The organism is Paenibacillus sp. PSB04, assembly GCF_025809195.1.
Taxonomy (GTDB): domain Bacteria; phylum Bacillota; class Bacilli; order Paenibacillales; family Paenibacillaceae; genus Paenibacillus_AQ; species Paenibacillus_AQ favisporus.
The window spans coordinates 4,866,957-4,885,542 of sequence record NZ_CP081301.1 but is presented as its reverse complement, the minus strand read 5'-3'; the positions used below and the strand labels follow the sequence as shown (position 1 = coordinate 4,885,542).

General features: G+C 43.3%; 17 protein-coding genes. 6 read left to right on the top strand and 11 right to left on the bottom strand.

Going from position 1 to position 18,586, the window contains the following annotated elements:
• Positions 1-152: 152 nt before the first annotated feature.
• Both K2F33_RS22635 and K2F33_RS22630 read right to left on the bottom strand, forming a co-directional pair.
• Positions 153-2,024 (bottom strand): heparinase II/III-family protein, encoded by a 1,872-nt coding sequence (locus tag K2F33_RS22635; protein ID WP_263878698.1) that lies wholly within the window; start codon positions 2,022-2,024, stop codon positions 153-155.
• Between the two features lie 107 nt (positions 2,025-2,131).
• Entirely contained in the window at positions 2,132-3,043 is a 912-nt protein-coding gene (locus tag K2F33_RS22630) for an AraC family transcriptional regulator (protein WP_263878697.1), read from the bottom strand.
• A gap of 173 nt (positions 3,044-3,216) precedes the next feature.
• Here K2F33_RS22630 and K2F33_RS22625 point away from each other — a divergent pair, with 173 nt between their 5' ends.
• From K2F33_RS22625 to K2F33_RS22615, 3 genes are all read left to right on the top strand, one after another.
• Positions 3,217-4,056, top strand: coding sequence for an SDR family NAD(P)-dependent oxidoreductase (locus K2F33_RS22625; RefSeq protein WP_263878696.1), 840 nt, complete (start codon positions 3,217-3,219; stop codon positions 4,054-4,056).
• A 193-nt stretch (positions 4,057-4,249) separates the two neighbouring features.
• Positions 4,250-5,032: a phytanoyl-CoA dioxygenase family protein gene (locus tag K2F33_RS22620; protein WP_212983900.1), complete on the top strand. Its 783-nt coding sequence runs from the start codon at positions 4,250-4,252 to the stop codon at positions 5,030-5,032.
• A gap of 117 nt (positions 5,033-5,149) precedes the next feature.
• Positions 5,150-6,067 carry an AraC family transcriptional regulator gene (locus K2F33_RS22615; RefSeq protein ID WP_263878695.1) on the top strand — a complete coding sequence of 306 codons (918 nt, stop codon included), beginning with the start codon at positions 5,150-5,152 and terminating at the stop codon, positions 6,065-6,067.
• Positions 6,068-6,257: 190 nt separating this feature from the next.
• Here the strand turns inward: K2F33_RS22615 and K2F33_RS22610 are convergent, their stop codons facing one another.
• Positions 6,258-7,319 carry a DUF4037 domain-containing protein gene (locus tag K2F33_RS22610; RefSeq protein ID WP_263878694.1) on the bottom strand — a complete coding sequence of 354 codons (1,062 nt, stop codon included), beginning with the start codon at positions 7,317-7,319 and terminating at the stop codon, positions 6,258-6,260.
• A gap of 632 nt (positions 7,320-7,951) precedes the next feature.
• Positions 7,952-8,806 (bottom strand): patatin-like phospholipase family protein, encoded by an 855-nt coding sequence (locus K2F33_RS22605; protein ID WP_263878693.1) that lies wholly within the window; start codon positions 8,804-8,806, stop codon positions 7,952-7,954.
• A gap of 117 nt (positions 8,807-8,923) precedes the next feature.
• Between K2F33_RS22605 and K2F33_RS22600 the strand changes: the two genes are divergently transcribed.
• Positions 8,924-9,295, top strand: a complete 372-nt coding sequence (locus K2F33_RS22600; protein WP_263878691.1) for a MerR family transcriptional regulator — start codon at positions 8,924-8,926, stop codon at positions 9,293-9,295.
• Between the two features lie 113 nt (positions 9,296-9,408).
• On the opposite strand, the gene K2F33_RS22595 is transcribed toward K2F33_RS22600, so the two are convergent.
• Positions 9,409-10,842 carry a PAS domain S-box protein gene (locus K2F33_RS22595; RefSeq protein WP_263878690.1) on the bottom strand — a complete coding sequence of 478 codons (1,434 nt, stop codon included), beginning with the start codon at positions 10,840-10,842 and terminating at the stop codon, positions 9,409-9,411.
• Between the two features lie 298 nt (positions 10,843-11,140).
• On the opposite strand from K2F33_RS22595, the gene K2F33_RS22590 reads away from it, so the two are divergent.
• Positions 11,141-11,542, top strand: a complete 402-nt coding sequence (locus tag K2F33_RS22590; protein WP_263878689.1) for a RidA family protein — start codon at positions 11,141-11,143, stop codon at positions 11,540-11,542.
• 24 nt (positions 11,543-11,566) lie between these two features.
• Positions 11,567-13,063 carry a monooxygenase gene (locus tag K2F33_RS22585; protein WP_263878688.1) on the top strand — a complete coding sequence of 499 codons (1,497 nt, stop codon included), beginning with the start codon at positions 11,567-11,569 and terminating at the stop codon, positions 13,061-13,063.
• A 106-nt stretch (positions 13,064-13,169) separates the two neighbouring features.
• Here the strand turns inward: K2F33_RS22585 and K2F33_RS22580 are convergent, their stop codons facing one another.
• The 6 genes from K2F33_RS22580 to K2F33_RS22555 form a co-directional block, all read right to left on the bottom strand.
• Complete coding sequence (locus K2F33_RS22580) at positions 13,170-14,093, bottom strand: alpha/beta hydrolase (RefSeq protein WP_263878687.1); 924 nt, start codon at positions 14,091-14,093, stop codon at positions 13,170-13,172.
• A 341-nt stretch (positions 14,094-14,434) separates the two neighbouring features.
• The gene (locus K2F33_RS22575; RefSeq protein WP_263878686.1) at positions 14,435-15,190 is read right to left on the bottom strand and encodes an ABC transporter permease; all 756 of its coding nucleotides are present in this window, start codon (positions 15,188-15,190) and stop codon (positions 14,435-14,437) included.
• The gene (locus K2F33_RS22570; protein WP_263878685.1) at positions 15,187-15,936 is read right to left on the bottom strand and encodes an ABC transporter permease; all 750 of its coding nucleotides are present in this window, start codon (positions 15,934-15,936) and stop codon (positions 15,187-15,189) included. The genes K2F33_RS22575 and K2F33_RS22570 overlap by 4 nt, the downstream gene beginning before the upstream one ends.
• Positions 15,933-16,646, bottom strand: a complete 714-nt coding sequence (locus K2F33_RS22565) for an ABC transporter ATP-binding protein (RefSeq protein WP_263878684.1) — start codon at positions 16,644-16,646, stop codon at positions 15,933-15,935. The genes K2F33_RS22570 and K2F33_RS22565 overlap by 4 nt, the downstream gene beginning before the upstream one ends.
• Before the next feature lie 91 nt (positions 16,647-16,737).
• Positions 16,738-17,748 carry a sensor histidine kinase gene (locus K2F33_RS22560; protein WP_263878683.1) on the bottom strand — a complete coding sequence of 337 codons (1,011 nt, stop codon included), beginning with the start codon at positions 17,746-17,748 and terminating at the stop codon, positions 16,738-16,740.
• Positions 17,745-18,422 carry a response regulator transcription factor gene (locus tag K2F33_RS22555; protein ID WP_263878682.1) on the bottom strand — a complete coding sequence of 226 codons (678 nt, stop codon included), beginning with the start codon at positions 18,420-18,422 and terminating at the stop codon, positions 17,745-17,747. Before K2F33_RS22555 ends, K2F33_RS22560 begins: the two co-directional genes overlap by 4 nt.
• Between the last annotated feature and the right edge of the window lie 164 nt (positions 18,423-18,586).

Here is an 18,586-nt window from a genome sequence, read left to right as displayed (position 1 = left end):
TTGGTAGGCAGCGTCTGACGAAGATGAGCACTTCAGGATCATCAAAAAGCGTATTAGCGTAATAAAAAATGGAGCAGTCGCCGCCGGCGATATGCTCCTCTATTGTTTAACTAAAGTCTCCGTTCCCTGCTCATCATTTTAGCATAACGCCACTATCTGCTTATCCTGATTACACACTCACCCTGAGCGGCGGGTATAATGGCTGTAAGCTTCATCCGATACAAGGTATCTCCCCATATCTCTCTCATGATTTCGTCCTCGAGAAAAATTTTTTCTACTGAGTACGCATACATTTCGCTGTCATATTGTATTTTTATCCTATTGTAATTTTTATCTTGAAGGATAATATTCCCGTTTTCTTGGGTTTGAGGAGGGTGAGGCGTTATTAGAATCTGTGTGATATCATCCGTCACTTGATTTAGAAGAAAATTGTCACTGATTTCAATATTCGGGGACAAATCACGATAGAAATGAACTGATCGTATCCAGCTTCTTATTCCGGCGAATTCGGGGTAGGCTCCCGCGAGATTCATGGATAACGATGTAACTTTATCATTCAGGTTATACTCGACTTCATCGGCCCTAAATTGTCTTCCGTCCTGTTGCTGAACGCCATTTACCAAAGGGAGATTGTGATATCCGGATTGCATCGCCCATAGGGTATACCGCTCCGAGAAAAACGACTTAGATGTATAGGTCAATAATCCGGGATCAATTATCATCGGGGAGCCATTACAATATACAATGAATTGTCCAATGTCATTGTGATTATGGCTTTCACCGTTATGCCCGCCCTTGGCAGCTAGGAATAACCCTTTGGACGAACCCTCCTGCTCTCGTGCCACCATGACTTGAATGCTGTCAAACCATGCATCTCGAATATAAGGAGATTCTCCGGAATACTGCTCTACTTCCGTATAATTAAATAAAGCCGGCAAAAGGCGAAACATGGATGAAAACTCTAAGCGGGTCCCTTCTTCCCGCTTCATTCTCTGGGCCCTTGCTCCAATCTCACACAACCTCGAATCTCCAATACGGCGTCCATATCGATATGTAAGTTCCGCGGGTATATGGACTTGTGCCTGGCTGTCAGCGAAGTTGACAAAATACGAGTCATCGATAAAAGCTTTGTAAATATAACATCCAATGTGCCTAATTAGAGGTTCTTGGTATACATCAATTTTACCGCCGGAAACGCCGTGAAGCAGTTCCAGACTATCAAAAATCGTTCCTCCGGCATACATCCAATACTTCGGACCTTCCTCACAACCACCGTCTGAAGGGAGTCTATGTAGATACATATCTAAGCTTCTCATCGCCTTGACCACCGCTGCTTCCCGTCGATTGGGGTCGTCTTCCAACAGCAAAAACGCCGCTAAGCAGTTTGAATTGCACCATGAATTCCAATTGTTCAGCATCTTCTCCTGATTGAAACCCATCCACCAAAAATCATTCCGCTGTAAATAAGGATCAAGAATCCTCCTTTTCACCTCGTGCTGTATACGCTCGCTTACCATAATGCTTATTCCATCCAATTTGGTTTTCAGCAGATAATAAGTCCATGCAAGCAGCGCGGCCGTCTCGGCAGAAAATAATTCAATGATCTGATCCGATATGTCTGGAAGTGGATCCTGCCTCTTCATCATATAACCGTGGCCAGGGATCCCCCAGAATGTTTCTTCACATATACACCATATTCCGTTTATGATATCATCCATGAAGCGTCCCTGATTTTCAAAACATTCGGCGATGACTAAAGAAGCCAGCACCTCTCTTCTTTTCCACGAAGCATTGTCAAAATCGACCCGATTACCCGTTCTGCTATAATCCATATATTGAGTGGCAGTTATAGTAGGCCATGCATAATGAAGCTTACTTGTGGCTTCATTGATCCAAAAAGACCTAAGATTCAATGGTAGCTGGTTCCATTGATTTCGGTCTTCGATTGTAGGAAACGGTCGGTAATTATCCCGGTTAAGCAAACACTTTCCAAGATTGTCATTAATAAATCGCTCAGCCAACATGAACGTCAACCTCTCCCCAATATATCAATGATGAAAGCCTTTTACATTAGCCCAATGAAGAATACTTGTTATACAACAACTTATAATATATTTAACCAACTGATCTTTTAACTAGTAGACAAATTAGTTGTGGACTGAATTCGTAAAATATCGGTAGACGGAGGACAACCAAATAATCGGGCATATTCGCGACTGAATTGAGAAGGACTTTCGTAGCCGACATGAAATGCGACATCTGCGACGTTGTATTTATCAGTTATTAAAAGTCGCCGCCCTTCTTGTAATCGCAGCTGTTTCTGATATTGAACGGGTGTCATAGCAGTGACTTGCTTGAAATGCCGATACAGAGATGAAGTACTCATATTGGCGATCTGCGCTAATTCATTAATGCGTAAAGGTTTGTTAAAGTTTGTTTTAATTCGTTCTACGACCTCTGCAATCGTTGCAAAATGACTCCCAGATGTAGCAATTTGCTTGAAAAAATCCCCCTCTTTTTCAGTAAGTAACCTGTATATGATTTCCTTAATGATTAATGGTGCTAGCGCTAAAATATCTTTTGGAGTATCCAATAGTCTTACTAGCCGAATCACTGCATCAAGAAGATTAATGTTCATTTTACCAACAAATAAACTTTTCGGATAATACTCTATGCTTTCTGGTAACAGATGGGTCTCCTTCATGATTTCAAAAATCTCTCCTGCATCAAGATCAAGCCTGATTGACAAAAAGGGAGCTTCCGGCGAAGGTTTGATCACCTGTCCCGATATAGGCACGTCTAAAGACACAGCTAAATAATCGCTAACCCCGTATTTGTAACTTTCATTGCCCAGAATGATTATTTTTTCACCTTGGGCAACAATGCATAAGGAGGGCTTTTGAATCCTACATATTGGGACCATTGCTTTGGAGTCTTGGATGAGATGGAGTGAAGGAATCAGGGTTTTATGGTCCCCATCTTTTCCTGTAAGCTTTTTGATGAGTCCCGCTAACTCTTGTTGTTGCAAAGCGATTTCGGTCACACGGAACACCTCTGCTCTAATATGCTGTCTCTCATGCTTTTAAATATAAAGTAAAGCATTGTGTTTGTTAATAGTATGACAAGAATAGGCATCATGTTGAAAGTTTTGTTATACAGGTCAGAGCAGGTGCTGATACATAATAAACACATCTTAAATGAAAGGATGAGATATCATTGCTGGATCAAAAGGTATGGTATGTTACAGGAGCTTCGAAAGGTCTTGGACTTGCTCTTGTAAAAAAGTTGTTAAGTAACAATTACCGGGTCGCTGCTACATCAAGAAACTTAGAGGAGCTGAAACGAGCTGTTGGCCAGGTCCCCGAGGATCGTTTTTTGCCACTGCAAGTGGATCTGAAAAGTTTCGAGTCTATTGATCAATCCGTGAAATTGGCATACGAATATTTCGGACAAATCGATGTGGCGGTCAATAACGCCGGATACGGAATTGGAGGAGCAATTGAGGAACTTTCACAACAAGAAATCATGTCAAACTTCGAAGTTAATGTGTTTGGCAGTATTTACGTGATCCAAAGTGTTCTACCCTACATGAGGGCGAAACGCTATGGCCACATCATTAATATTTCATCGATCGCTGGAGTTGCTCCACACACGGGATGGAGTATTTATGCTGCCACAAAGTCGGCTATTATTGGGATGTCTGATGTGTTAGCCCAGGATGTTAGATCTATGGGCATTAATGTAACGGTTGTTGCGCCGGGAGGATTTAGAACTGAGTTTAACTCAGTCGAATCTCTTGTTGTCGCGGATTATAAAATAGCGGATTATCTTCCTCTCCACGAAGGTATTAAACAATTTGCTGCAAATCATGGCAAGCAGCTTGGTGATCCGGAAAAGGCTGCTGAAGTCTTTATCGAGCTGGTAGAATCCGACAATCCACCGACCTGCTTATTTCTGGGATCCGACGCATACCAGCGGGCAACCGAAAAATATAACAAGCTGCTTGAAGATATGCAGGCAAATAAGAAAATAAGTGAACGAACGGATAGTAACTAATCTTCGTTATCAATAACCGATGTAATCAATGATTGGTTGACGCTCATTTAATGAGCGTTTTTTTCTGCTTGCACATACAGCTATTTGAAAAATAACCTTACTGTATTGTAGAAAAAACCAAGAATCAGAACATATTCCTCTGGTAATGTGTTATCAAAGATGACCACCCTATACGTTGGAAGGAGTTATCGCGATGGAAGTACTGTTACCGCAAAGCAAAATTGATTTTTATCAGGAGAATGGTTTCGTTGAAATCGAGAATGCCCTAACGGAAGAAGAAATGAATGAATTATCCGAGTTTTTGGAGGAAGCCATGTCACAGGAAAGTAATCATTCGGTAGCCACCTCTGTCAAAGGCGAAAGCTACTACAAGGTATTAAACCAGAAAGTAAACCTTTGGCGCGATCATGGCGGTATGAGCCGTTACACATTTCACCCGAAGCTGGCTAAGATGGCAATGAAGCTAAGCGGTGCGAGCGGCATTCGCCTCTTCCATGACCACGGATTATGGAAGATGCCGCAGGATTCCAAGCCGACGGCCTGGCATCAGGATTTTCCGTATTGGCCGATGACTGAACCCGGCGCCTTGTCTGTCTGGATTCCAATGCATGATGTCGACGAACATAACGGCTGCATGATGTTTGTTCCTGGCTCCCATAAGGTAGGCACGCTGCGGGGGATTAACTTAGCAGACCCTCAGGACTTATATGATCAGATCAAAGGAACAGAGCTGGAGAAGACGAAGCCGGTGAAGGTCCCGTTGAAACGAGGCAGCTGCACGTTCCACCATGGTCTCACCTTCCACTTCGCACACGCGAATCAAAGCGACGAACCAAGACGTGTATTGGCAATCATTTACATGCCGGACGGGACCATTTACAGCGGCAAAAGCCACCTAGTAACAGACCATGCTGGTCTTGAGGGAGGGAAACCGTTCGGCGGCGGTTTATTTCCTTTGGTCGCCAAACAGACATAGACACGAAAGCGGGCGGGGTCATTCGATCTAGCCCGCCTTTTCTGTCTTACCCGTTTGCCTGCAAAGCGTTATAATTTAGTTATGATTAGGCCTATGTAAAATATTGGAGATGATCACATGACACGAATGGACAGCGGAAAGTTCCTAGAAAGCCGTGATTTCTTGTTTCATGCCGCTCCCTACCGATTCAGCTCGGGGGAGATCGTCCCCTCCCATTCGCATGACTTCATCGAGCTTGCTTACGTTGCCCAAGGACAAGGAGAGCATTACTATAAGGGAGAGTACTACAATATTGCGGAAGGCGACGTTTTCATGATCGAGCCGGATGAGGAGCATGCTTATCGAGCGGGCCATGCGCATCTCCCGGTCGTATATAACGTGCTCTTTCAACCCGAGTTGTTACGGCGCGAATTGGAACCGCTCGCCGATGTCGCCTCCTTCGTAGACTTCTTCTACTTGGAACCCTTTCTTCGAAAGACAGTACGTTTTCAAGGGCATCTCCGATTGAAGCCTTATGAACAGATCGAAATGGAATCCCTTCTCCATCGCTTGATTCTCGATTTCAAAGAAAAAAAGCTTGGATATCGTATTTTGACGAAGACGCGCCTGATTGAACTTTTTATTTTTTTGAGCCGCTGCCATCACGACCGGAAGCATTCCCCCCTGCAGGAATTATCGTCTGACGAGAAGGTCATCCTGCACATCAGCGAGTTTATTCGCAAGCATTACGCACAGCCGTTAACGCTTGCTCAGGTCAGCGAGATGTGCCGGATGAGTCAGACCGGATTCTCAACCAAATTTAAGCAATATATCGGCAAGACATTTACTGAATTCCGCAACGAGACACGCATTCGAGTGGCGAAGCAGCTGCTGGAGCAGTCCGATCGCAAAATTATGGAAGTTGCCCAGGATGTCGGCTACGAGGACTTAAGTTTCTTCAATAAAATGTTTAAGAATATGGTTGGATTCTCACCCAGCCAATACCGCAATGCAGCCACAACAGCTACACATGCTTCTAACTCTCCACCATCATAAGCAGCGTCATCGATTGGCCGTATGGCATCGGGCAAGTTTTATTCTGCTTATAATATTCAATGGAATCAGCGACCAACGTGCCATTCGAAAACTTCTTGCACAGTGCCGCAGGGGTCGATTCTGGAAAGCACAGCCTGCAGCGCCTCATCCCGGCTCTTAACGGTCACCGTGGAAGCCTTTTGGATTTAAATTACAAACCGGGCTTAAATAGTTTTTTCAAAGCTTTTCTTGCGTTAACTCCTTCTCCCTCAGACCACTTATTCATGTTCCTGAAATCAGTGTTGTCTGTGATCTGGTCAATGTTACCAATCAAACGTTTTTTGGATAACTGCCGAATGTCTGTATCGACAATTTGATTTGCGATGAGGCAAGCAACATCTTCACCCCTCATGACTTTAAAAGGACGATCAAAAAAGTATGAAACTTCTTCAGGAATCTTTTCAGTGATCTTTAGTCCGTTGTGCATATGTGATAGATGCTTGTAAGCATTATTCAAAGCACACTCGCGTTCTCTCCATGTAACTGCCGTTTGAGCAGTCCAAAGATAAGGAAGTATTTGATCAGAACATTTCAAACGTTTAAATGCCGTACCAAACCATTTTGGATAAGGTGCATATTGACGCTCCATGAGAAAACAGAGATTTATAATATCGCGGACAAGGCGAGAAGCAATAATAGCTGAGCCAAGTTCGTCCCCTATAAAACCCGAACGATGCATCAGATGTTCTTCTTGACCGATTCGCTGCCAACTGGATGCCATCAGGTATAACCAAATATCGTGAGGGTAATATTCGAATCGTTTGCGTAATGTGGAAAGTTGACCGTTATCATCCCTATAAACTTCCCCCTGTGTTATTTCGAGAAGTGACTGCGAAGGAAAGGTTAGCCAATCTATTGGCTCTAACTCTTCAATTTTGTTTACAGCCAGGTAACTTTCAATGAACCTCGGCACCGTGGTAATTACGCTCCTCCCTATATCTACGGGAAAGCCATAGAACCGTTCTGGAGCTCGTTCTTGCAGTGTTGATTGTATGTGTTCGGAATACCCGATATCTGGTTGGTTAAGAAAAAGATATACCCGGGGAACCCAATCATGATCAGTCGACATTTCCGTATCATATCCGAGCACTTCGCTACCGGGACCAATTAGAGCCGATGAATAAGACAAGAAAGAGTATTTGTCCGTCATGACAGGCTCAACGATTTCGATATGAAATCGACGGCATAATTCTATTCCTTTGATAAAAGACATTTCCCATTCCCCCAAGTCCATCAACCACAATTTTCATTTTTAAGCCCATTCACTCATTATTTCAGCATAATCTGGATGCAATGTATAGTTAAAAAAACATTATAGTAGAACTATCCTCCCTGTTAGCGTAATGAGCCTTTTTAAGAGCTAAACCGGCTGGATCTTGATGTCTTGACGATTATGTAGTCAAACCATGCCTATGGAAAAAGCCAACTCATTCATCTGAGTTGGCTTTTTCCATAGTTTGAATCAAATAACTGACAACTAACCATAAGTGATCCCGAGCATACCTGCCTATTCAATTTGAGTAGCATTAGGATAAACGTTCGTATGACCTCGGCCAATCGTTCCCGAGTATCCACTTGTTTTTTTCCTTATCTTCTGTTCTTCTTGCGGCCTCACTTTACTGCCCAAAGTGACGACGCTAGCTTGGCCAAATGAGGTGCAGTTTCTCTTATTTCCCTTAAACAAGACGTACGGATCAATCCGCCCTTGAAATAGCTTAATTCCTCCATGGATTCGCAAGATGAGCATCTTTCCTTGTCAGCTGTACTTTATTAATAAGATGAACGAGCGAAATCGCCGCCATCTTTTGCACCCTCTTGTCCGTTAGGACAGAAAGAAACGGCTTCTTACCAAATAGTCAGAACGGCTTCGGCGATAGAGTACCCCTGCTCCCGACCTGCGGTCGCTGTTACGCTGCGGCGGGCCGGGTCGTACGGATTCGGGCCGATTGCTACAATGCTGCGTTCATCGGGTGTTATGAGATAAACGTCCGAGCTTGTACGCATGCTTGCCGCATCCTCCGCCGCTCCCGGGATGGAGCCATAACCATTTGGCATCGGGGAAAGAATCACGATCCGTTCGTAGCCTTCAGCCAGCCGTGAATTGGTCGTAGACACCATTCCTCCGTCGGTCCATAAGCGGTCACCGATCGATACAAGCGGCCAAATTCCCGGAACGGCTCCGCTGGCTGACACGGCATCGAGCAAAGAAACTCCCGATTGATGATCGAAAGTATGAAGTTGCCCGGTATCGGCATCGATGGCGGTCACCTTAAGATTCGCCGGCCATTTTCTGGTCACAAGACGACTCTCGACCACGGTGCGCCGCTGTTCAGGCGATACTGGAGAGGGAGTATTTTTGGCGATAAGGCCGAATTCTGCCCCGACTTTTCGCGGATCGCTTCCTCCCGTGGCAAATGCCCTATACCACGCTTGCCTCAATTCATCGGAAGCGGCGACCGGTAACTCGGCCGCGTTCGCCTCCGACTGGGCGGCAAACAGATTATTCATGTCGTATCCACTGGCCAAGGCTGCTCCGACAAAGGCACCGGCGGACGTTCCGATGATCACGTCAGCTCGATGGAGGTCTACTCCAGATTCGAGGAGTCCCGCTAAGACGCCAACCTCCCATGCGATCCCCGTCACGCCACCGCCCCCCAAAACTACAGCTCTGGTCGGTGAATTCTTTTTCTGAGCGTTCATTCACAGCTCCTCCTTCTGATCGACTATTGTGCTAATAGGTTTGACAAGGTTCCATTAGACCTCTAAAGTATAAACTATAAAGTATACTTGAAGGTCAAGCCTTACGCGGGAGGAAGTATGAAAATTCATATGCTGGCGCAGAAGACCGGGTTAAATCCGCCGACCATTCGTTATTACGAGAAGGAAGGATTGCTGGATAGACGCCACGTTGAGCGCAGAGACAATAATTATCGTGAATATACCGAGGAAGCGGTCGAACACCTTTTACTGATTAAAAGGGTTCAGGCTGCGGGTTTTACAATAAGGGAAATCAAAGTTATTTTGAAGGAAGAAGACGAGAACAAACTTGAGCTCTCCAAGGCCATTGAATTTTTGCGGAAGAAGATGAAGGAAATGGACCATAGGAAAAGAGAATTGGAACAATCGCAGTCTCTTCTCGCCCGGATGCTAGACAACAAATTGGCGCTGCTGGAGAAGAAGGGAACATGAGAAAATCGTTTATGCTCCTATCGTAATACACTTCAGCTATAGTTCTCGCCTCTATTTTCCTTAAACTATTTTTACTGTTAAACTCAAACCACCGTATCGATATTCCAGAGTAGTTAGTCCGTAACAGGTAATTCGATATCGACCGTGGTTCCTTGATTAACGGCGCTTCGAATGCTCAAGTTCCCTTTATGGTCATGAATAATTTTATAGCACATCATCAAACCAAGCCCTGTCCCCTGTTCCTTTGTCGTATAAAAGGGTTCCCCTAACCGATGAAGGTTGTCAGTAGGTATCCCAATACCTTCATCCTTAATACGGATAATGAGCTCATTCAATTGCTCAAAGGCGACGATCTGAATTTTGCCACCATTCGGAGTTGCCTCAATTGCATTTTTTAATACATTGACGAACACTTGTTTAATATCCACTTCCGAACAACAAATTGGAGGAAGATCTCCATGTATTTCTATGTAAACTTGAACCCCATTCATTGTAGCTTGGGCTTCTAATAAATTTATTACACTATACAAAAGGGTAACTATATCGTTCCTTTTTAAAACCTTCGGCTGCGGCTTGGAGAATATCAATAGCTCATTGATAATACTATTCATCCGGTCGACCTCAGATAGCATAATCTCACAGTGCTCAACTCTTCTCTTATCAGATTCCTTCATAAGCTGAAGAAATCCCTTTAGTGATGTTAAAGGATTACGGATTTCGTGTGCTAGCCCTGCGGCCAATTGTCCAACAACATTTAATTTATCTGCTTTCCGGAAAAATTCTTCAGATTTTATTCGCTCTGAGATATCCCGGGTAATGCCTGTCAATGCAATAATTTCGCCATAGCCATTTTTAATTGGAGAAAGGGTTATAGAAACATGCACTAACTCTCCGGCTTTATTCTGCCGAACCGTCTCAAAAGTCTTTGCCAGCATATCACCTTGGATTTCTTGGGTAATGGATTTGTATTCATCTTCCATCTCCGGCGGGACAATGGGCAACTGCCTACCAACCAACTCATCTTCTGACCAACCATATAACAATTCAAATGAATGGTTTACACGTACTACGTTCCCCCCAGTATCTATGATACAAATCCCATCTGCCGAGTCATCAATGATCGATTCCAGCAATTTCTTAGTTTTTTCCAGCTCTTGTTCCGCCTTTTTCCGTTCCGTAATATCCACACATGAGGCAATAACCTCAATGACCTTACCATTTCGTCGAATTGGCCTCAGCGATGCTAAATAATAGATGCCTTTCGATTCCCCTTCATACGTGACTCCTTCATTTCCTTCCCAGGCTTTAACATAGTGCCATTCCTTGGCTGCCGCTTTCCCAGCGGGGAGAAAGTCCTTAAGTTCTTTCCCAACGACATCTGTTTCATCCAAACCCATTTTGGACATTAATTGTCCAGCACAATAAGTATGAACAAACCGCCCATCTTCATTAATAAATTTGAAGGTCATACCTTGCTGCTCTCGTAATATTTCCTCAATATCTTGGAAGTACTTTTCTAGATCCTTGTCCGATGGTTGACTAAGCATTGGTCTCCACACCTCTTCAGAAGGGCTCGAATAGGAACACATTCGACAAGCATTTTAGGAAGTCCTTCACAATGGCTCCTCGACTTATTTGCCACATCACATCACAGATTGTTTCCAGAGAAATATAGACTTACTCGCATATTGAAATTGGGGTTGACAGGATAAAGAGTGACCGCGTACAATTATTTTGTTTCATATGAAACATAAATTATACATAAATTTTATAACACCCTGTTTTATAAGTATCGAAAAAGATTCAAGTGAAACAATAATTAATGAAGGAGGTTCATGCCTGCCTATGGAAATCGTGAATCCCAAGACATTGACGGATCAAGTTACATCTGTCATTTCCCATGTCGTGGTAACTACTGCCTCTAAACTGGCCTTCATCTCAGGTCAGGTTGCTGTAGATGAAACAGGCGCATTGGTCGGTTCAAGGGACTATTACGCGCAAGCGATTCAAGTGTTCACCAATCTTAAATATGCATTGGAAGCCGTGCGAGCGGATCCATTGTACATTGCAAAAATGAGCATTTTTGTGGTAAACCACCACCCGGAATTGATTTCGATTATTTTTGACGCCGGATTTCATGTGTTTGGCTCTAACTGGCCGAAGACAGCAAGTACCTATATAGGCGTTCAAGCATTAGCCGATCCTGAATGGCTTATCGAAATAGACGCTATCGTAATCTTCCCATAATGTTTAAGAAAAGAGGTTATTGATATGAAATATGAAGTCATCCTTATCGGTGGCGGACCTGTCGGCATGATGTTAGCTGGAGAATTGGCATTAGCCGGTGTAAAGGTCTGCGTCATTGAGCGATTAAAAGAGACAACCCCGTATTCACGTGCGCTTACCGTACATCCACGAACCCTTGAAATATTAGATATGCGTGGAGTGAAATCACAATTAATCAGTAAAGGCCGCTTACTTTCGAGAGGACATTTTGCCGGATTAGAAACTCCTTTGGATTTCTCTGTGCTGGATTCTTCTTCCAATCACACTCTCTTTTTACCGCAGAGTGAGACGGAGAAGGTGCTGGAGGAATGGGCTCTTAGCCTTGGCGCAGAGGTCTGGAGAGGGTTTGAGGCTCTATCTGTGCATCAGGATGAGGATGGGGTCGACGTTAAGATCGCCGGACCTCATGGAGAAACAACGTTAAGATCAGCTTATGTGGTTGGTACGGATGGAGCCAGAAGTTTGGTTCGCAAATCTGCAAATATATCCTTTGAAGGTACAGATGCGACCTTTACGGCTATTCTGGGAGATGCCGTTCTATCTGATTTGGCTCCTATGAGTGTTATATCCCGAATTACAGAAAAAGGTTTGGTCAGCATCATGCCGATCAATGATCGTATCTATCGGGTCTTGATTATCGATATGGAGAGACGCAACATCTCTAAGGATGAGAAGGTTACACTGGAAGAGTTTCGTTCATCACTCATCCGTACGACCGGAAGCGACCTGGGATTGAACGATGTAAAATGGATGTCCCGTTTCGGAAATGCGACGCGGCAGGCGGGACGCTATCGGAATGGTCGATTGTTCTTAGCGGGAGATTCGGCGCACATTCATTTTCCGGCTGGTGGACAGGGAATGAACGTCGGCTTACAAGAAGCGATGAACTTAGGCTGGAAGCTTGCAGGAGCCATCAAAGGCTGGGCTCCGGAATGGCTATTGGACAGTTATCATACCGAACGTTTTCCATGGAATACGGCCTTGCTCCGGAATACCGAGGTCCAAACCCTGCTTCTGGACGTGACTCCTCCCATCACGGAACTGCGAAGCATGCTGGCTGATCTGATTCAAATACCGGAGGCTAATTATCAAATCGCTGCACAGATTTCCGCCATGGATGTACATTATGCACCCGACGCCGAAGCGCCTTCCCATCCTTTAAACGGGAAACGGTTCAAAGATCTCCGCTTACAACTGAAAGACGGGCAATTGATTAACTCCTATCCGCTCCTGAACAAAGGTACTTTTATTCTGCTGCAGTTCCATTCTAATGAACAGATTAGCGGCCAATGGGAAACGTATAGCAACCTTCAAGTATTACATGCATCTTTGGCTGAGGCAGACGCGGATTGGAACGACGTCCACACGGCACTTATTCGTCCGGATGGACATATTGCCTGGGCGATTTCTCTATCTGAGGCGAATCCAATGCAAAAAATAAATGAAGGTATCACTCGCTGGTGCGGAGACATTACGGATTAGCCCTACAAGCATCATAAATCTACCGTTAAAACAAAAAAGCCGCTTTTACGCGGCTTTTAATCATGTATGTTCTTTGTCGTCTTACAACACTACGCCCCGATTTACTTTAATTAAATACCTTCTTAACAAAGTCAATAAGCTTGGACTTTAATACATCACCGTGCTCTCCCCTGTGGTACATATCTGTTCCGTGATAGCCACTCTCATCCACAATCAGCTCTTTATCCGTTGCTCCGGATGCTTGATATAATTTGCGCACTTCTTTTTCAATGGAGCCTCCATAATCGCCAGGTGAAAAAACAAACACGGATGGTGCTTTAATCTTCTCCACGCTTGGAATGGCATCAAGTGGTCCACATTGTGCAGGAGAAGAGAGAATAATCAGCCCCTCAATAGGCAGCGCTTGACGAACGCCTGCAATGATTGCTGTACTGCCGCCACATGATGCTCCTGCCAAAAACACTCTTTTTGCACCCAATCGTTTGAGTTCGCTTAAGGCAGCATCTGCATCACGATCTATATTCTGATTATCCTCCGGAATATTCTGTGAGGCACCATGATTACGATATTCAGGAATAACAACGAGATATCCACTATCAGCCAGCTCTGTTCCCATGTCAAGAAAAGAGCAAATGTTATAGCCTTGCTCGTGTGCAAGCAGGACTCCTTTATCTCCGCTGCCAAGCACAAGTGCAGACAGATGCACCCCATCGCTAGTTGTCAACGTAGTGGCTTTATCGCGTAGCTCTTCTGGAACGCAACTGTTCACAAGATGCCCGCTAGAAGAGCGTACCGTTTGATCTGGCCAGGCAGGATCATAATCAATCGGTTTGTTAGTTGGTATGTTCTTCACTTCGGCAACTGGTGTTTCATTTACAGCATCTTCTATAGGTTTCGTATCTTGAGGTTGATTAGATAGAGATTGATTTTCATCTGGAGATATAGGATTTTTGGTCGTGCATCCTGTAATCGTTACTAACAAAATGAGTAATACAAATACCATTTTTGTTCCTTTTAAAGATACATTCATTGATTTTCTACACCTCTAACTATTACTTGTTGAAGGAAACTCCTGTTAAATCAATTGATCTCATATTTACCCTCCTTTGATTGGTGTGTGTTAAATATACACAAAATGTATGTTCGATTAAAGGGAGCGATGTGCAGCCGACCAAAAAGCCAGCAACCTCCAGATGTTTTCAGTGAGCTAGCGGTTCCGGTTAACTCAATCGTCACTCGTAGCGGTTACTCAGGATCCCTTCATACTTCATTCCGATTTTCTCCATAACTTTAAAGGTGCAGGATTTCCCGTCATCACTAAAGCAAACCCGCGATTTGACTCATTTTTCTGTCAAATTGAGAACCTAAAACTTAGGCATCTCGTTTACGGAAAAGTACAATAGCTACTGTAATCAAGATCAGTGTCCATAACATTGAAATACCTGCCCCTTGCATGGGTGTAAGGTAATTTATTTCATCAGTGGAAGGCGGCATATACATATAATATCCTGCTGTATCTGGAAAGTAATTTCTAATAGTAGGAAAATCTCTCGTCAATGGACTGACAACGAAATAATAACCAAGCAGCACAACTAAAGCAGGAGTGGTTCTTCTAAATAAAGCACCTATAGCTGCACTAAGAAGTGTGGTACATGTTAGATAACCTGTTGCACCTAATAGTATTTTTATCATCGTGTCTATTTCAATCACTACTGCTGTGTCTCTCATCATCGTAAAAGTATATAGAACACCTGAAGCAGCCATAATAAATGCCGCAGGAATGGTTATAATTGCCAATGCGAAATGCTTCGTGGATAATTGAACCCCCCGCCAAGGTATCGTAGCTAAAGTAGTTCGAATCTGTCCACCAGTGTACTCCGAACAAGTAGCTAGTATACCAAGAATAATGAACCCTGCTTGAAGATATCTCATAGAAGCAAGTCCTATATTCAGTATACTTTGCGTTCCTGCTGCCCCTTGTAGACCAACAGAAGTAAAAGCTGCAGCTAACAGTAAATTAAGAATGAATGTACCTGTAAGAGTGAGCCATATTGAAGGTAGTGTAACTAATTTATCCAGTTCAGCGCCTAGGATTCGTGTTATCTCTTTACTCGAAGGGAAACTCATGATGCAACGTCCCTTTTATGGAATACGATAGCTGCAGCAATGAAAAGAACGACGACCCAGGCAAACATGACTAAACCGCCTGTGAACGGGGTGAGAAATCTATTGCTCAGAAACATAAACATTTCAAAGCCGGCCCGATCCGGTAAGTATAACGCCAACTTTATAACCTTAGAAAGAAGGAAGCTGAATGATACAAAGGATGTATTTATGATGAGCACAGCAAGCGGGATCATGCCATGCTTTGTTAGAACAGTAATCCCAAATGCTAAAAGAGCAGTGAATGCCCAGTAACAAACTGCACCGAGCAGTTTAGGCCATTCAAATGCAGGGGTGTACTCGCCAAGAACAAGATGCGTAGCAGACACCGTTGTCATAATAGCCACAACACTAAGCAATATGCTGATCACTGTCACAGCGCCTGCTTTTGCCAACAAAAAATGAATCCTTGATGAAACAACCGTTAAACTTGTTGTAATCTGCTGTCCTCCGCCGGATTCATTGCCCTCTGCCAAATACTCGCTGCTGACGGCAAGCACACCGAGAATAATGACGCCTTGTACACCAAGACCTAATCCAATGTAGCCAACTTCCGATAGCCGTGTGCCAACTCCAGTTATAATCTCTTCTTTTTGTGCGGTACTATCCAAAGCAGCAATGACCGCTGGGGCTACTGCTCCAATAAGAAAGGCAAGCCAAATGCCCGGCAGGGAGAACAATTTAGATAATTCCGCGTTGAACGCTCTCATACAACATCACCTGCAAGTCCAGATGTCAGGGCAAAAAAGGCTTCCTCTAGCGTGGAATGGTTACCTATTACTTCTTCCAATGTTCCATCTGCAACGATTTTTCCGTGATGAATAATCACCACATCATCAACAGTCTCTGCAAGCTCTCCCATAAGATGACTGGATAGTAACACCGTATTACCAGACGCAGCACGTTCACGTAAAAATGTCCGAATCCAGCGAATTCCTTCCGGGTCGAGGCCGTTTACGGGCTCATCTAAAACCAATATTTTGGGATCGCCAAGCAGTGCAGCTGCCATCCCAAGTCTTCTCCCCATACCGAGGGAATACTTCCCGACTCTTTTACCGGCTGCATTCGTAAGACCTACTATATCCAGCACTTCTTCAACACGTGAGCGAGACAATCCTGCGGCATGTGCCATCCAACGCAAGTGCGCCCGTCCTGTTCGCATACGATGAGCTCCAGATCCATCAAGTGCGGCACCTATTGTTGTTAGAGGATTATGTAACTCTGCGAATGGCTTCCCATCAATTAGTGCATTTCCTGAGGTGGCACGATCTAACCCAAGCAGGATCCGTAGTGTAGAACTTTTACCTGCCCCGTTTGGACCTAAAAAACCCGTTACTCTACCTGGTCTAGCTTTAAAACTGATACCTGATAAGATTTCTTGAGTTCCGCGATGTTTGACTAAGTTATTAATGATAAGCAACCATAACACTTCCTTTCTGTTATGGTCCAATTATAAAGAAGCAAGGTTACATCTCGGTTATCATGCTGTTTACTTCTGGGTTAACTCTAGGTTAAGCTCTGCCAATAGCTACTCTTGTTCCATTTTCATTGGATGTAAAATCAGCTTTCAGCTTCATTTTTTTTAACATATAATTTGAAGTCGATAAACCAATCCCCGCTCCGCCCTCGTAGGATGAGTTATCCATACCTGGACCTCTGTCTGCAACAATAATCTGTTCTTTTTCTACATCAACCACAATGTTTATATATTTTCCCTCTGCTGCATGGCGAATAATATTCTGAAATAAATTATCCAGAATTCGTGTCATCCATTTAGGATCTGCTTCCCAATAAAAAGTCTCCTCTGTCGGTAAATCAACATCGAGCTGAATTTCTTTTTCTTCAAATAGAGGATACCACGCAGCAACAGATGCTCTTACTAAACGTCCAATATCTGTTGAAGTGGATTGAAAAGGATGTTTCCCTGATGTAAGCAATGTGTAGGAAAATAAATCATCCATTAGATCTCCGACTCTAGTAATCGTATGATTTATCTCTGTTAATGAATTCTGTCCTTCTAAATTTATAGATTCTTTATTTAATCTGGTGACGTGTCCTCTCAAAATAGTAAGTGGTGTTCGTAAATCGTGAGATAAATTCGCAATGAGTCGATGTCGTAATAACTCCTCTTCATATTCCCGCTTACGACTGTCTTCAAGCCGCTGAATCATCCAATTAAAAGAACTTCCTAACTGGTCTATCTCATCCATACGAGCCGCTTGAACAGATATGGGTTTAGGAAATGAGTTATTTTTAGCTGAAGATGACATGACTTCCTGTAAGTGAGCGAGACGTTTTTGAAGTTTCAAGAAGAACAGCCAAGATAATATAACAAATGCGACCATAATAAAACCAAACAATAGCACGGAAATGTAAAACAGATTTAACGTATTCACATTTTTTTCATGTGTATTTGAAACCCCAAAAAACGCACTGATGAAAATCAGCATTATCGGAGGAAGAAAGATAAATAGAAAATGTACTTTTAGAAACCGACGAAATAATGATCTGTTCTGTTTCATAGTTTCACCCGGTAGCCTATTCCCTTCAACGTTTCGATAATCTCTGGGGAATCTGGATTACGTTCCAACTTTTGACGTAGCCGACGGATATGCACCATTACTGTTTTATCACCCGTTATATAAGCTTCTTGCCAAATTGCTTCATAAATTTGTTCTTTAGGTAAAACTTGATTAGGATGGCGTAAGAAATACATTAAAATTTGATGTTGTTTCCCCGTCAATATAATTTCTTCACCTGTGCGTTTGTCAAATACCATTTGGCCTTCCGGATCTACTTCAATATGATTTCCTAATAAAATGCGTTCGGAATGTGTGACACCACTTCGACGGATTAATACTTCCAATCTTGCAACTAATTCATCCGTATGGAATGGTTTCGTTAAATAGTCATCAGCAAATTGTAAGCCATCTACCTTATCATCGATCGATGTTCGAGCGGATAACAGCAAAATAGGAACAGCAGGAGCTGCTTTTTTTAATCGTTTTCCCACAGTAAAACCATCTAAACCAGGTAACATGATATCCAATATAACGATCTCATGCTGATTTACTTCTTTCTCGGCTCCTTCACCGGAAAGCAGCCACTGAACTGAAAATCCTCGTTTTTCCAATTCCTCTTTCACCAAACTGCCTATCTTCTCATTATCTTCTATATATAATACGCTTCTTTTCAAGTAACATCCCCCTCTCTATATTGAGTTCACTACTAGCCAGATTAACACAATATAAATAATCGTTTCCAGGTAAAACAATCTTATCGTTCGCTTACTCTTGTTTTCTTACTTTAATGCTGCTGGTTCATTTTTCGGATTATCCTCACCCTCAAAAATGTTTTTTA

Excerpts from the sequence above, each read along its gene's own strand:
- K2F33_RS22635 (WP_263878698.1), bottom strand. The coding sequence starts at position 2,024 with ATGTTGGCTGAGCGATTTATTAATGACAATCTTGGAAAGTGTTTGCTT.
- K2F33_RS22620 (WP_212983900.1), top strand. The coding sequence starts at position 4,250 with ATGGAAGTACTGTTACCGCAAAGCAAAATTGATTTTTATCAGGAGAAT.
- K2F33_RS22615 (WP_263878695.1), top strand. The coding sequence starts at position 5,150 with ATGACACGAATGGACAGCGGAAAGTTCCTAGAAAGCCGTGATTTCTTG.
- K2F33_RS22610 (WP_263878694.1), bottom strand. The coding sequence starts at position 7,319 with ATGTCTTTTATCAAAGGAATAGAATTATGCCGTCGATTTCATATCGAA.
- K2F33_RS22605 (WP_263878693.1), bottom strand. The coding sequence starts at position 8,806 with ATGAACGCTCAGAAAAAGAATTCACCGACCAGAGCTGTAGTTTTGGGG.
- K2F33_RS22600 (WP_263878691.1), top strand. The coding sequence starts at position 8,924 with ATGAAAATTCATATGCTGGCGCAGAAGACCGGGTTAAATCCGCCGACC.
- K2F33_RS22595 (WP_263878690.1), bottom strand. The coding sequence starts at position 10,842 with ATGCTTAGTCAACCATCGGACAAGGATCTAGAAAAGTACTTCCAAGAT.
- K2F33_RS22590 (WP_263878689.1), top strand. The coding sequence starts at position 11,141 with ATGGAAATCGTGAATCCCAAGACATTGACGGATCAAGTTACATCTGTC.
- K2F33_RS22585 (WP_263878688.1), top strand. The coding sequence starts at position 11,567 with ATGAAATATGAAGTCATCCTTATCGGTGGCGGACCTGTCGGCATGATG.
- K2F33_RS22580 (WP_263878687.1), bottom strand. The coding sequence starts at position 14,093 with ATGAATGTATCTTTAAAAGGAACAAAAATGGTATTTGTATTACTCATT.
- K2F33_RS22575 (WP_263878686.1), bottom strand. The coding sequence starts at position 15,190 with ATGAGTTTCCCTTCGAGTAAAGAGATAACACGAATCCTAGGCGCTGAA.
- K2F33_RS22570 (WP_263878685.1), bottom strand. The coding sequence starts at position 15,936 with ATGAGAGCGTTCAACGCGGAATTATCTAAATTGTTCTCCCTGCCGGGC.
- K2F33_RS22560 (WP_263878683.1), bottom strand. The coding sequence starts at position 17,748 with ATGAAACAGAACAGATCATTATTTCGTCGGTTTCTAAAAGTACATTTT.